This window comes from Cryobacterium sp. 10S3 (assembly GCF_034344045.1).
GTDB lineage: Bacteria > Actinomycetota > Actinomycetes > Actinomycetales > Microbacteriaceae > Cryobacterium > Cryobacterium glucosi.
Genome location: NZ_CP133773.1, coordinates 3,772,500 through 3,785,208, shown reverse-complemented (window position 1 = coordinate 3,785,208; position 12,709 = coordinate 3,772,500). Strand labels below are relative to the sequence as shown.

Annotated in this window: 12 protein-coding genes; 6 read left to right on the top strand and 6 right to left on the bottom strand. The window is 67.8% G+C overall.

The features are described from left to right. Positions 1-14 precede the first annotated feature (14 nt). The 3 genes from RHM57_RS17505 to RHM57_RS17495 form a co-directional block, all read right to left on the bottom strand. Positions 15-1,340, bottom strand: coding sequence for a ferredoxin reductase family protein (locus RHM57_RS17505; RefSeq protein WP_322188962.1), 1,326 nt, complete (start codon positions 1,338-1,340; stop codon positions 15-17). Continuing rightward, the gene (locus tag RHM57_RS17500) at positions 1,337-1,555 is read right to left on the bottom strand and encodes a hypothetical protein (RefSeq protein ID WP_134448596.1); all 219 of its coding nucleotides are present in this window, start codon (positions 1,553-1,555) and stop codon (positions 1,337-1,339) included. Before RHM57_RS17500 ends, RHM57_RS17505 begins: the two co-directional genes overlap by 4 nt. A 193-nt stretch (positions 1,556-1,748) precedes the next feature. Continuing rightward, positions 1,749-2,192 (bottom strand): hypothetical protein, encoded by a 444-nt coding sequence (locus tag RHM57_RS17495; RefSeq protein WP_322188960.1) that lies wholly within the window; start codon positions 2,190-2,192, stop codon positions 1,749-1,751. A gap of 339 nt (positions 2,193-2,531) precedes the next feature. Here RHM57_RS17495 and RHM57_RS17490 point away from each other — a divergent pair, with 339 nt between their 5' ends. Then, positions 2,532-3,065 (top strand): DUF6611 family protein, encoded by a 534-nt coding sequence (locus RHM57_RS17490; protein WP_134448600.1) that lies wholly within the window; start codon positions 2,532-2,534, stop codon positions 3,063-3,065. 25 nt (positions 3,066-3,090) lie between these two features. Here RHM57_RS17490 and RHM57_RS17485 read toward each other — a convergent pair whose 3' ends face one another. Both RHM57_RS17485 and RHM57_RS17480 read right to left on the bottom strand, forming a co-directional pair. After that, positions 3,091-4,806 (bottom strand): ABC1 kinase family protein, encoded by a 1,716-nt coding sequence (locus RHM57_RS17485; protein ID WP_134448602.1) that lies wholly within the window; start codon positions 4,804-4,806, stop codon positions 3,091-3,093. 37 nt (positions 4,807-4,843) lie between these two features. After that, on the bottom strand, positions 4,844-5,413 hold the full coding sequence (locus RHM57_RS17480) for a PadR family transcriptional regulator (protein ID WP_134448604.1): 570 nt from the start codon (positions 5,411-5,413) through the stop codon (positions 4,844-4,846). 223 nt (positions 5,414-5,636) lie between these two features. On the opposite strand from RHM57_RS17480, the gene RHM57_RS17475 reads away from it, so the two are divergent. The 5 genes from RHM57_RS17475 (at position 5,637) to RHM57_RS17455 (ending at position 12,250) form a co-directional block, all read left to right on the top strand. Beyond that, positions 5,637-6,941, top strand: coding sequence for an MFS transporter (locus tag RHM57_RS17475; RefSeq protein ID WP_134448606.1), 1,305 nt, complete (start codon positions 5,637-5,639; stop codon positions 6,939-6,941). After that, entirely contained in the window at positions 6,938-7,714 is a 777-nt protein-coding gene (locus RHM57_RS17470) for a sugar phosphate isomerase/epimerase (protein ID WP_322188957.1), read from the top strand. Before RHM57_RS17475 ends, RHM57_RS17470 begins: the two co-directional genes overlap by 4 nt. Positions 7,715-7,724: 10 nt before the next feature. Beyond that, a complete protein-coding gene (locus tag RHM57_RS17465; protein WP_322188955.1) occupies positions 7,725-8,702 on the top strand; it encodes a sugar kinase in 978 nt (325 codons plus the stop codon). 17 nt (positions 8,703-8,719) lie between these two features. Continuing rightward, on the top strand, positions 8,720-9,775 hold the full coding sequence (locus RHM57_RS17460; RefSeq protein WP_322188953.1) for a D-2-hydroxyacid dehydrogenase: 1,056 nt from the start codon (positions 8,720-8,722) through the stop codon (positions 9,773-9,775). Positions 9,776-9,847: 72 nt separating this feature from the next. After that, positions 9,848-12,250, top strand: coding sequence for an excinuclease ABC subunit UvrA (locus RHM57_RS17455; RefSeq protein ID WP_322188951.1), 2,403 nt, complete (start codon positions 9,848-9,850; stop codon positions 12,248-12,250). A gap of 7 nt (positions 12,251-12,257) precedes the next feature. Here RHM57_RS17455 and RHM57_RS17450 read toward each other — a convergent pair whose 3' ends face one another. After that, entirely contained in the window at positions 12,258-12,668 is a 411-nt protein-coding gene (locus RHM57_RS17450) for a nitroreductase/quinone reductase family protein (RefSeq protein WP_134448616.1), read from the bottom strand. Positions 12,669-12,709: the final 41 nt, after the last annotated feature.

Sequence of the window (12,709 nt, the reverse complement as noted above, 5' to 3'; positions counted from 1 at the left end):
CTCTGGCTGCGCCGTTAGAACGCGAAGACTTCCTCGTGCAGGCGGGCAGGCGGATGTCCGGCGTCCTTCAGCGCCGACCGGACAGCCCTGGACAGACCGCGCGATGCGCACACGTAGACGTCGCGGGCAGCGACGTCGGGGACGAGCCGAGTCAGGTTCGCACCGGTCATGCTGTTCCGGGGATCTGTGGACGGCCCGATCATCCACACGATCGAGGCACCGCGCAACCGGGCGATTTCCTCGAGTTCGTCGCGGAAGATCACGTCATCGTCCCGGGAGGCCCGGTAGAGGAGGGTCAGCGAGCCGTCGCCGACCTCGAGCTCTTCGAAGAGTGCGCGCATGGTAGTGATCCCAACGCCGCCGGCGATGAGCAGAACGGATTCACGAGTGCGTTTCCGGTGCGTCATGGCCCCGTACGGCCCCTCGGCGAGCACGCGCGTGCCCGGCCGGAGGGAGTGAAGCGTGTGACTGCCGTTCCCGAGCGCCTTTACGGTGATTCGGAGCAGGTCATCGCCGGGAGGCGCAGACAGCGAGAAGGGATGCGCGGAGCGCCAGACCCCCGGCGCCAGAAATCGCCAGCGGAAGAACTGACCCGCTTCGACGCGCAGTTCGTCGATGTGCCGCCCGCGCAGAATGACGCTCACGACGCCGTCCGCCTCGGGCACCAGGCGTTCGATCCGGAGGCGGTGGCGCCAGGCGTGCTCCAGCGGCTTGAGAACGCGGTAGCGGAGCACCAGGCCCAGTGCGGATACGAAGAACAGGGTCCAGGCGATCTGGAGCCCGGGCCTGCCGGCAAGGTCGGGCCCGGCCAGTTCGTGCGTGAACGAGAGCGCCAGGGCGATATAGCTGAGCAGGTGGATGCCGTGCCACGTCTCGTAGGAGACCGAGCGCCGGGCTGCCCGCACCGACATGACCGCGATCACGCCGAACAGGACCGTCCCGGCGGTCGCGGCCACCAGCCCGGGCATGCCCAGGACGGCGAGGGATGCCGTGAAGGCATCTTCCCAGTGGCTGAGCATCCAGGAATGCACGGCCGCGACCGCATGAATCACCAGGAGGACGATGAAGGCGCGACCGCCGACGCCGTGCCAGCGGGCGAGCCGGTCGGCACCGATCGAGCGTTCGAGCAACGGTGCGCGCGACATCAGGACCACCATCACCGTGACGACATATCCGGCCAGGAATCCGGTGGTGTGAGCGAGGATGGCCGAGTCGAACTGGACAGGAAACCGGACGTCGACGAAGGCGAGTGCCGCAGACAGGACGGCGCCGATCACGATCAGTGTCTTGATGAGCGCGGCCGCAACGGGCGGCCGGGGCGATTGTCGATGACCGGTCACGGCCGGCTGTCCGGCACGATCGCCGGCGCAGCCGGGGAGACCGCCGGGGCAGCAGTGACCATGGCCGCCGCCGATGCGGTCATCACGACCACGACGGCAAGGGACGTAAGCCAGTTCAGCGCGGTCCACGCGCTGCGGGAGACGCGGGAGGCGTTCACTCGGTGGTGGGGTGCAGCCGGTCCGCGAGTGCGCCGGTGGGCCGGAACTGAGGTCATGGTCCTTCCTCCAGGGTGAGAGCAGACGAGCGGAACTTTCCTCATCGGGCGACCGGAGGTGACGACGGTGCTGCGATGCGTCTTGTGCGAAAACTGCCTTCAATTGTGGTTCACATCCCGAAATTCAGGCAGCCATCGGGTAGATCCACACGAGATCCACAGTTTCATGAGGATTGCTCATCTCGGCTGATTCCTAAGGTTTAGCGTCCGGATTGACGATGAGGAAGTCACTCAGACGGGTCCACCCCTCGGGAACTTCGTCGTTGCTCTCGATGACCCGTGCTCCGCCGGTGCCGCTTCCAGACGTCCACATTCCGTCTGCGGAACCGCAGAACGAATTCGAAGGACCGTCCGGCAGTTTTGCCACCATCAGGCAGAAGCCCGGGGTGCCTCGTTGCGGATCCGTGTACTTGGAGACGAAATAGCTCACATCTCTGGTGGTGCCGACTAACCGACTGGAAGCGGCATCGAGGCCGTCACTTGCAGCCTTGAGCGCCGAGGGAAGTGCGTCTTCGGGACCGGGTTTCTGCGCAAGGAACAGCCGGATCTCCGTGGTGGAGTCGTTGGCGACACAACTCGTCAGGCCGAGGCACGATGCACAGACCCATGCTGCCGCGATCCAGGCTCTGCTGGTCACTCTGAGACGAATCATGGCTAGCCCCCCGCTTGAACCCACGCTGTAGTCTTCGTGGGAAACCTAGCATGGCATCGGCCGATATTGTCGGTCCGACCAGCAACTTACATCACCGAGCGGAGGACTCGCTCGCGTCCGCATTCGTGGCGAAGGTGAACCCATTGAGCCGAGACGGCTGTGGTGGCGGATGACGGCACGCCCAACATCCGGCTGCTTGCCTGGACGGGAGTAGCGCGAGCGTAGTGAATCCGTAGGGAAACTCCGTTTCGGCGCATGGATTCCGTAAGGATGGCGCGGCCCCCCTGCGCCCGGGATGACGCTGGATTGGTGAACAGCGCTCGAATGGACCTCTCGGAACTCACGCTCAGTCGGTGGCTCTCGCCACTCCTCGACGGACGCTGCCGCTGGGGAAGCTACACGGTTTCGGCCGGTCGCTACGGCAGCACGAGCCAGCGGCTCGTGTTGTATCCGGCGGGGATCTCCGCACGGCAGCGCCGACGGGTTCGCGTGTGGCGCGGCTGGACGGTGCTCGGCCTAGTGGCCGTGTTCGGAGAGTTCGTAACGCTTGTTGAGGCGGGCGCACCGAGACTCCTGGTGATCACGTCCTGCATCGGGTTTTACGTCGCGAGCACCCTTGTCGTCGCCCATGCTGCCGGATCGATTCGTCGAGGCGTCCTCGAGCTGACCGTCGTGAGCTCCAGCCTCGCCCCCGACACGCGACTCTCCGCAGAATCCCGCTATCTGGCGGGGCTAGCTTCGACGCTGTTGATCGCCGAGGAGTCACTCGCCTGCGGAGCGTCGTCGCCTGCCGATCACGAACTGGTGTGGTCGTCCGCGTACTCCGACGCCCGGCGTCACCTCGGTGCCGGGCGGTGACGTCGGCCGGGACTTCGACAGCTCCCTAGGGCAGGGGTCCTCGGCGGGCGACGGCGCCGGCGAGGGTGGCGTGGAGCAGCGGAAGCACGGACACGGCCATGAGCACCGTTCCGAAGACGACGTCGTCGGCACGGAGCAGGATGCCGCCGATCAGCAGGGCGGTGAAGAGGACCGCAGAGATGATCCGCCGTCCCGTTCGCTCGAGACTGCCCAGGCGGCGCTCGAGCCGTGGGGTCTGCACCGTGAGGTTGCCGTCTTCGACCCGCGTGATCAGGGTATCGAGCCGCTGGGGCAGCCGGGCGATGAGTCCCGCGGCCGCCACCGTGCGCTTCGCGAGATCCTGCACCAGGTTTCCGCCTTCGGCCCGGATCAGCTGCGCGGAGTACGGCTCGACGGCGTTCCAGATGTTGAAGGCCGGGTCGAGCGAACTGCACATCCCGCTGGTCAGCGACATCGCGCGCACGATAAGCAGGAAGTTCTCCGGCAGCTGGACCGGCAGGGTGCGCACCACATCACCGAATTCGTTCGCGAAGGCGCGGAACTCGCGCGGATCGACCTCCTGCAGCTCGGCGAAGCCCATCCCGCCGAAACGCGCGAACAGCGCCGTCAGCGCCCTCTCGAGTTCCGCGGTGTCCGCGGAGGGCAGGAGCACGCCCACCTCGCGAATGCCGTCCACCATGCCCTTGCCGTTGCGGGACGCGGCGGCGATGAGCAGGTTCCGGAGACCGCGACGCAGCGCGTCGGGTACCTCGCCCATCATTCCGAAGTCGATGAACGTGAACTTCCAGGCCCGGCCTGGAGCATCCGCTGTTGTGGCCGCATCCGCGGTGGCGAGGGGGGTGACGAAGATATTGCCCGGGTGCGGGTCGGCGTGGAAATAGCCGTTGACGAAGAGCTGGTCGAACATGACCGCCGCGAACTCGGTGGCGACTTCAGCCGGATCGATGCCTGCCGCCCTGAGCCCATCGACGTCATTGATCTTGATGGCCGTGACGTCCTGCAGGGTCAGCACCCGCCGCGTCGTTCGCTCCCACACGAGCTCGGGAACGCTGACGCGGGCGTCGTCGGCGAAGTTCCCCGCGAACCGTTCCGCGCTCGCGGCCTCGTGCAGGTAGTCGATCTCCTCGAGGCTCGTCACCGCGAACTCCTCGACGAGGACGGGCATGTCGACCCGATCCGAAACGAGGCGAATGTGGCTGAGCCAGCCGGCGACGCGGCGAAGGGCCCGGAGGTCGACGTCGACGATCGCACCGATGCCCGGTCGCTGGATCTTCACGACGACGTCCAGCAGGCCGGTCTCGGCAGCATCCATTTCCGAGAGCCGCGCGCGGTGGACCTGACCGAGGGATGCCGCGGCGAGAGGGGTCGGGTCGACGAACGAGAACGCGCGCTCGAGTGTCACCCCCAATTCGGACTCGGCGAGGGCTCGGATGGCCGGGAACGGCACGGCCGGGACCTCGTCCTGCAGGCCCTCGAGCTCCTTGGTGATCTCGGGCGGCAGCACGTCGAGCCGGGACGACATGAACTGGCCGACCTTGATCATGAGGCCGCCCAGGTCGACCGCGAGCACGTGGAAGCGCTGCGCGATGCGCTGGAGCCGCGCCGACCGGTTGCGCGCCGAGAGCCGGGCGAGTCCGATCCGGGGCAGGAACAGTTCGTACCACCAGGTCTGCACCAGGTACCGCGCGGCGAACCGCAGGATCCGGCGGTAGCGGGCGCGCATGTTCCCGTCGTCGGTCATCGGATCTCCTTGACGCCGGCGTGCTTCGGGCACTCGTTCAATCCTGGGCGAGGATGGAGTACAACTGGCGACGCGCCTCGTCGAGCACGGCGACGGCCTTGTCCACCTGCTCCGGGCTGCCGGAGCGCCCGACCTGCGCGGCGGCCTGGGCCAGGCCGATTCCCGCCTTGGGCAGTGCGGTCGCCCGGCCGCTGTCGCGGGCACTCGGGGCCTCCCAGGGGGCGGAGGTCTCGGCTGCGGCATCCGCTACCGCGCGGCCCTCGTCCGTGAGCGCATAGGTCTTGCGACCGTTGGCCTCCTCGGCCGTGATGAAACCCTCGTCGGCGAGCAGCTGGAGCGCCGGATACACCGAGCCGGGGCTCGGCTTCCACGCCCCGTTGCTGCGCTCCTCGATCTCGTGGATGATCTGGTAGCCGTGCATCGGCTGCTCCAGGAGGAGCGCGAGCACCGCGGCACGGACGTCGCCGCGCCCGACCCTCGTGCCGACCTTCTGTTCGAACTGCCCGCGCAACTGCTCCATCGCTTCCCAGATGGCGTTTCCGGCCCAACCTTCGCCCGGTCCGCCCTTGCGACCCGGGAATCCGTCTCCCATAAATGAACCACTCATGATGACCTCCTCAGCGCCGTACCAGAGCTCGACGATACCTAACGATATAACGTTCAACTCTGATCTCGAGCTGGATTTCACGGCGGCGCGCCCGTGTGTCGCGCGGGTTCTCAGCCGGAGCAGTCCTGAGCGTAGGCTCATTCCGTCAGGGCAAACGGTGTTCCGCCCAATGGAACATGTGTTGGTGTGCCCTGCGGTAGTTCTCAAGGAAGAGATTCAGTTCATGAGCGAGAAACTCGCGTCATCCCGATGGTCACGGCTCATGCCGGTCATCTTCATCACCTACAGCCTGGCGTACCTCGACCGCTCGAATTACAGTCTGGGCGCCGCCGCGGGGATGGCGAAAGACCTCAACATCACGGCCAGCGCCTCGGCCTTCCTTGCAGCCCTGTTCTTCCTCGGCTACTTCTTCTTCCAGGTGCCGAGCGCGAGTTACGCGCAACGGCGGAGCGCGAAGAAGCTGATCTTCTACGCGCTGATCCTGTGGGGCATCCTGGCCAGCTGCATCGGCATCGTCACGAACATCTGGGTGCTATTCGTCATCCGGTTCGCGATCGGAATCGTCGAGGCGGCCATCATGCCCGCGATGCTCATCCTGCTCAGTAACTGGTTCACCAGCGGCGAACGCTCCAAAGCCAACACCTTCCTGATCCTCGGCAACCCGGTCACGGTGCTGTGGATGTCCGTCGTCTCGGCCTACCTCGTCAGCAGCGTTGGCTGGCGCTGGATGTTCATCATCGAGGGTCTCCCCTCCATCATCTGGGCGTTCGTCTGGCTGCGTATGATCGACAACTCCCCGAACGACGCGAAGTGGCTGTCCGCAGGCCAGAAGAAGGACATCAACGACGAATTCGCCCGGGAACAGGTCGGACTGCACGCCGTGCCGAACTACCGCGAGGCATTCAAGCAGAAGGCCGTCATCCAGCTCTGCATCCAGTACTTCTTCTGGAGCATCGGCGTCTACGGCTTCGTCATGTGGCTCCCCTCGATCATCAAGACCGCGTCGTCCTTCGACATCGTGATCATCGGCTGGCTCACCGCCATCCCGTACCTGCTCGCGACCGTGCTGATGGTGGTCGCCTCGTTCTTCTCCGACCGGCTCCTGAAGCGGAAGCTCTTCATCTGGCCGTTCCTCCTGGTGGCGGCGGTCGCGTTCTACGCCTCCTACCTCGTCGGGACGTCCAACTTCTGGCTGTCGTTCATCCTGCTCGTGATCGCCGGCGGCGCTATGTACGCCCCGTACGGGCCGTTTTTCGCGATCGTCCCCGAGATCCTGCCGAAGAATGTCGCGGGCGGCGCGATGGCCCTCGTCAACAGCTTCGGCGCACTCGGATCCTTCGCAGGGGCCTACTTCGTCGGCTTCCTCAATAACGTCACCGGGTCGAACGATGCGTCCTATATCTTCATGGCCCTGTCACTGATCATCGCGGTCGTGTTCACGATCGTGGTGAAGGCCGTCTCGACGCCGGACTTCAAGCTGCAGGGCACCATTCCCGCGGCATCGCCCAGCGCACCGGCACTCCAGTGAGCGGCTCCCGGCCGGTGTTCGTCAACACCATGGTCTACAAAGAGGCCCTCGACGCGTCCACCACGGTCCAGGCCGACCTCGTCGCCGAGGTACTCGCGCTCGGGGCCACCGGAATCGAGATCCGCCGAGAGTACCTCTCGCCCGAGCCTGCGGCCCGGCGCGAAGAACTCCTGACGATCGCCGGCCTGGCGACCGAGGCCGGACTCGAGGTCTACTACTCCGTTCCCGAGTCGCTCTTCGTGGACGGTGAGGCCTCTCCTCTCCTGACCGGCTACCTTGACGAAGCGGCGACCCTCGGAGCTCTCAGCGTCAAGCTGAACATCGGCGAGCCCGGTGACGAGCTGACAGGGCTCGGGAGCCTGGTCGAGGCCCTGCTGGCGGCATCCGCCCGGGTCACGATCGAGAACGACCAGACCGCGCGGAACGGGCGACTGGATGTCGTGGCTGCGCTCCTCCGCGACCTGCGGGCCCAGAACGTTCCGATCGGGTACACGTTCGATGCCGGAAACTGGCTCTGGGCGGGCGTTGACCCGGTCGCCGCCGCCCGGGAACTCGGGCGTTACGCGACGGTCTTCCACCTGAAGGACATCGGCCGCCTCGGTGGGCTGCACTCCGTGCTGCTCGACGAGGGTGACGTCGACTGGCGTTCCGTGCTCCGCGAGATCGGGACCCACGTGCCCGTGGTGCTCGAATACCCGATCCCCGACCGGGCCACCGCGGCGAGCGAACTGGCGAAGATCCGCCGGGTCCTCGCCGAACTGACCAGCGACTGAACGGAACCACATGCCCAGCACTGTCCAGAGGGACTTCGACGTCGTCACCTTCGGCGAGATCATGGCGATGTTCGTCGCGGAGGAGACCGGTCCGCTCGCCCGGGTCGACCGCTTCACCCGCAGGCTGGCGGGCGCGGAATTCAATGTCGCCGTCGGTCTGCGGCGGCTCGGCCACAGCGTCGGGTTCATCACGCGTCTCGGCACGGACCCGTTCGGTGAATTCGTCCTGCAGCAGCTCGAGGCGAACGGCATCGATGTCGGCCAGGTCGACCTGCACGCGAGCGAACCGACCGGGTTCCAGCTGAAGAACAGGCCGGGCGAGGACGAAGACCCGCTCGTGGTCTACTTCCGGTCGCACTCAGCGGCACGTACGCTCGCGCCCACCGAGGCGACGGCCGCTTACGTGCGCCGTGCCGGGCATGTGCACCTGACCGGGATCCCGCTCGCGCTCGGCGACGGACCGCGGCACCTCGCCGCCCAGGCCGTCGATGTTGCACGTGAAACCGGCGCGACGGTGAGTTTCGATCCGAACCTGCGCCCCAGCCTCTGGGCCGACACCGCGGAAATGGTGCACGCGATCAATGAGATCGCCGTGCAGGCGGACTGGGTGCTGCCCGGCACGAGCGAAGGGCACATCCTCACCGGGGAGACCACCCCGGCGGGAATCGCCCGCTGGTACCTCGATCGCGGCGTGAAGGTCGTCGCGGTCAAGGCCGGTTCACGCGGGGCCGAACTCTTCGCCGCGGACGGGACGCACGCGAGCTGCCCGCCGTTCTCGGTGTCTGTCGTCGACACGGTCGGCGCGGGTGACGGCTTCTCCGCTGGACTCCTCAGTGCGGCCCTCGACGGGCTCCCACTCGCCGACTGGGTGCACCGCGCCGGCGCGGTCGGCGCGCTGGCCACGACGTCGCGCGGTGACCAGGAGGGCCTGCCCGACCGGGCCGGACTCGCTACATTCCTCGAGGCGCATGCGCCGGCATCCATTTGATCAGGGAGACTGACAGCATGACCACCACCGTAACGCTCCGCGTCGTCGTCGCAACACCACTGAGCGAGGAGCTCTGCCTGCTGATCGAGCGGGCGGAACCCCGCATCGAGCTCGTGCGTGACCAGGCCCTGCTGCCGCCGATGCGCCGTCCTGCCGACTACCGCGGCGACCCCGCCTTTCGGCGCACGACCGGTCAGCAGGCCGACTTCGAGCGGATGCTCGACTCGGCCGACGTGCTCTTCGGCATTCCCGACGTGAACCCGGTCGCCCTTCGCCGAACCGTTGAGGCGAATCCGGGACTCCGCTGGGTGCAGGTGATGGCGGCGGGCGGTGGCTCGCAGGTCAAGTCCGCAGGCCTCGGTCAGGCCGATCTCGACCGGGTGGTCTTCACGACCTCGGCCGGGGTGCACGGCGGCCCGCTCGCCGAATTCGCGATCTTCGGCATCATGTCCGGAGCGAAGCAGCTGCCCGTGCTCCAAAGCGACCAGCGCGCGCACGCGTGGCCGGAGCGCAGGGCCCTCGGCCAGGTGCGCGACCAGACGGTGCTCGTCATCGGGCTGGGCGGAGTGGGGCGCGAGGTCGCCCGGCTCGCGAAGGGGCTCGGGATGCGTGTGATCGGGACAAGCAGGGACGACCTGCCCGTTCCCTTCGTCGACGAGCTGATCCGAACGGAGGACCTCGCGGCCGGAGCCGCGAGTGCGGACGCGATCGTCGTCGCCCTGCCGGGAACGGCCGCGACCCTGAAACTTGTCGGTGAGAACGTCTTCGGCGCGGTCCGGCCGGGAACGACCTTCGTCAGCATCGGGCGTGGCACCGTCGTGGACGAGGACGCCCTCATCCGTGCCCTCGAGTCTGGCCGGATCGGCTTCGCCGCCCTCGACGTGTTCGCGAAGGAACCGCTCGACACCGCGAGCGCGCTCTGGGACTTCCCGAACGTCGTGATCAGCCCCCACACCGCCGCCCTCGACGCCGAGGAGGAACGCCGGATCGCCGAGCTCTTCGCCGACAACGCGACCCGGTTCCTCGACGGCCTCCCCCTCCGCAACATCGTCAACACGGTCGAGTTCTACTGAGTCGATCGTTCCCAGGCCTGGCCTGCTGTCCGAATCGGCGCGCAGTCAGGTGCGGCGACTAGGGTCGGACGGATGCATACTCCGACCTCGTCTCTCCCCTCCGTCTCTCCCACCCCCGGTTTCGTGCGGGTGCGGGGAGCCAGGGAGAACAACCTGAGGGATGTCGACGTCGACGTGCCCCGCGACGCGATCGTCGCGTTCACCGGCGTCTCCGGTTCCGGCAAGTCGTCGCTCGCCTTCGGCACGATCTTCGCAGAGGCCCAGCGCCGGTTCCTCGAATCGGTGGCCCCGTACGCCCGCCGACTGATCCAGCAGGGCCACACCCCGCAGGTGGACGAGATCACGGGCCTCCCTCCCGCGGTCGCCCTGCAGCAGCGGCGCGGCACGCCGAGTTCGCGGTCCACGGTTGGCACCCTGACGACCCTGTCGAATTCACTGCGCATGATGTATTCCCGTGCGGGCACGTACCCGGCGGATGCGCCCAGGCTCGAATCGGACTCCTTTTCTCCGAATACCGTGGCCGGGGCGTGCCCGCGCTGCCACGGGCTCGGAATCGCGCACCTCCCGACGCGCGCGAGCCTCGTGCCCGACGGGACCCTCAGCATCCGCGAGGGCGCCGTCGCGGCGTGGCCGGGCGCCTGGCAGGGCAAGAACCTCCGCGACATCCTGATCGCCCTCGGCTACGACGTCGACGTGCCGTGGAACGACCTCCCCGCTGAGAGCAGGGACTGGATCCTTTTCACCGAGGAGCAGCCCGTCGTGGAGATAACGCCGCAGCGCGACCGGGTCGCCAAGCCGTACCAGGGCCGGTTCTGGAGTGCGCGCAGCTACGTCCTGCACACCCTCGCCGACTCGCAGAGCCAGAGTCAGCGGGAGCGCGCGCTCCGGTTCGTGGAGTCCGGACCCTGCTCGCTCTGCGACGGGAGCGGACTCACCCCGGCCGCCCTCGCCGTGACGGTGGCCGGGCTCTCCATCTCCCAGCTGGCCGGGCTGCCGCTCACCACCCTCGCCGAGACCCTCCGCCCGCTCACGCAGGCCGGTTCCGCCGGGCGCGGCGAGGCATCCGCCGGGGTCGAAGCCACGATCAGCCGCGACCTGCTCGCGCGCATCGAGGTGCTGGTCGATCTCGGCCTCGGCTACCTCAGCCTCTCGCGCTCCACCCCGACGCTCTCGCCCGGTGAGATGCAGCGCCTCCGGATCGCGACCCAGTTGAGGTCTGGACTCTTCGGCGTCGTCTACGTGCTCGACGAGCCCTCTGCGGGTCTGCACCCCGCCGACGCCGAACCCCTCCTCGTCGTGCTCGAGCAGCTCAAGTCTTCCGGCAACTCCGTCTTCGTCGTCGAACACAACATGGACGTCGTGCGCGCCGCCGACTGGGTCATCGACGTCGGTCCGCACGCAGGAACCGGCGGCGGCGAGGTGCTCTACAGCGGTCCGGTCGGCGGGCTCGCCGGGGTCCCGGAGTCGGTGACACGGCGGTTCCTGTTCCCCGCTTCCGACACGACGGATGCCGCGGTCCCGGCGCCGGCGCGGAGGGAACCACACGCCTGGCTCGGCCTGCGCGGGGTCAACGTGCACAACCTTCAGGATCTCGACGCCGAGTTCCCGCTCGGGCTCCTCACCGCGGTCACTGGCGTTTCCGGATCGGGAAAATCATCTCTGATCAGCCAGATCGTCGCCGATGACCCGGTTGACCGCCTTGTCACCGTCGACCAGAAGCCGATCGGACGCACTCCCCGCTCGAACCTCGCCACCTATACCGGCCTGTTCGACGCGGTCCGCGCGGCCTTCGCGGCCACCCCCGCAGCCCGCAGCCGCGGCTTCGGGGCGGGACACTTCTCCTTCAACGTCGCCGGCGGCCGCTGCGAGACCTGCCTCGGGGAGGGCTCCGTCACCGTTGAACTCCTCTTCCTCCCCGGCAGCTACGCCCTGTGCCCGGCGTGCCACGGTTCCCGGTACAACCCGGAGACCCTCGAGGTCGACTACCGCGGCAAGACCATCGCAGAGGTCCTCGGGCTCAGCGTCGACGATGCCGCCGGGTTCCTCGCCGACGTGCCTGCGGCCGCCCGCAGCCTCGAGACCCTCCGCGAGGTCGGCCTCGGCTACCTCCGCCTCGGCCAGCCCGCCACAGAGCTCTCCGGTGGGGAAGCCCAGCGCATCAAGCTCGCCTCCGAGCTCCAACGTGCCCGCCGCGGCCACACCCTGTACCTGCTCGACGAACCGACAACGGGCCTGCACCCGGCGGATGTGCAGCTCCTGCTCGCCCAGCTGAACCGGCTGGTCGACGCGGGCAACACCGTCGTCGTTGTCGAACACAACCTCGACGTCATCGCGGCGGCCGACTGGGTGATCGACCTCGGCCCGTCCGGAGGGGACGCTGGCGGCCGTATCCTCGTGGCCGGTCCGCCGGAGGTCGTCGCCACCCACGCCGAGAGCAGGACGGCCCCCTATCTCGAGCGGCGACTGCAGGCGTAGGCGACGCTCAGGCGTTTCGGACCAGCCGGAGCACCGGAATCCGGCGTTCGACGGCCCGCTCCTGGTAGCCGGCGAAGCCGGGCGCGAGGGCGATGATCTTCGCCCAGGCTCTGGCGTGCTCGTCGCCGTCCAAATCGGTCGCGGTGACCGCGACCGTCCCTTCCGGGGTCTCGATGGAGGTCTCCGGGTGCGAGAGCAGGTTGAAGTACCAGGCCGGGTGCTGGGGCCGGCCGCCGGCGGAGGCGACCACGAGCCAGGCGTCCCCGTCGCGGATGGACATCACCGGGCTGACGCGCTCGGCACCCGTGCGCGCCCCGGTCGTGTGCAGGAGCACGAGGTTGGACCCGAACCCGGCCGTGGTGACATGACCGTTGTTCTCCCGGAACTCCGAGATGATCTGTTCGTTGAAGTCGCTCACTAGACTGCCTCTCGTCGACGAGCTGCCGGTGCAGGGATTTT

What these genes read in the sequence shown, in the direction of transcription:
- RHM57_RS17465 (WP_322188955.1), top strand. Translation starts at nt 7,725, where the DNA reads ATGCCCAGCACTGTCCAGAGGGACTTCGACGTCGTCACCTTCGGCGAG.
- RHM57_RS17475 (WP_134448606.1), top strand. Translation starts at nt 5,637, where the DNA reads ATGAGCGAGAAACTCGCGTCATCCCGATGGTCACGGCTCATGCCGGTC.
- RHM57_RS17460 (WP_322188953.1), top strand. Translation starts at nt 8,720, where the DNA reads ATGACCACCACCGTAACGCTCCGCGTCGTCGTCGCAACACCACTGAGC.
- RHM57_RS17485 (WP_134448602.1), bottom strand. Translation starts at nt 4,806, where the DNA reads ATGACCGACGACGGGAACATGCGCGCCCGCTACCGCCGGATCCTGCGG.
- RHM57_RS17500 (WP_134448596.1), bottom strand. Translation starts at nt 1,555, where the DNA reads ATGACCTCAGTTCCGGCCCACCGGCGCACTCGCGGACCGGCTGCACCC.
- RHM57_RS17455 (WP_322188951.1), top strand. Translation starts at nt 9,848, where the DNA reads ATGCATACTCCGACCTCGTCTCTCCCCTCCGTCTCTCCCACCCCCGGT.
- RHM57_RS17490 (WP_134448600.1), top strand. Translation starts at nt 2,532, where the DNA reads ATGGACCTCTCGGAACTCACGCTCAGTCGGTGGCTCTCGCCACTCCTC.
- RHM57_RS17480 (WP_134448604.1), bottom strand. Translation starts at nt 5,413, where the DNA reads ATGAGTGGTTCATTTATGGGAGACGGATTCCCGGGTCGCAAGGGCGGA.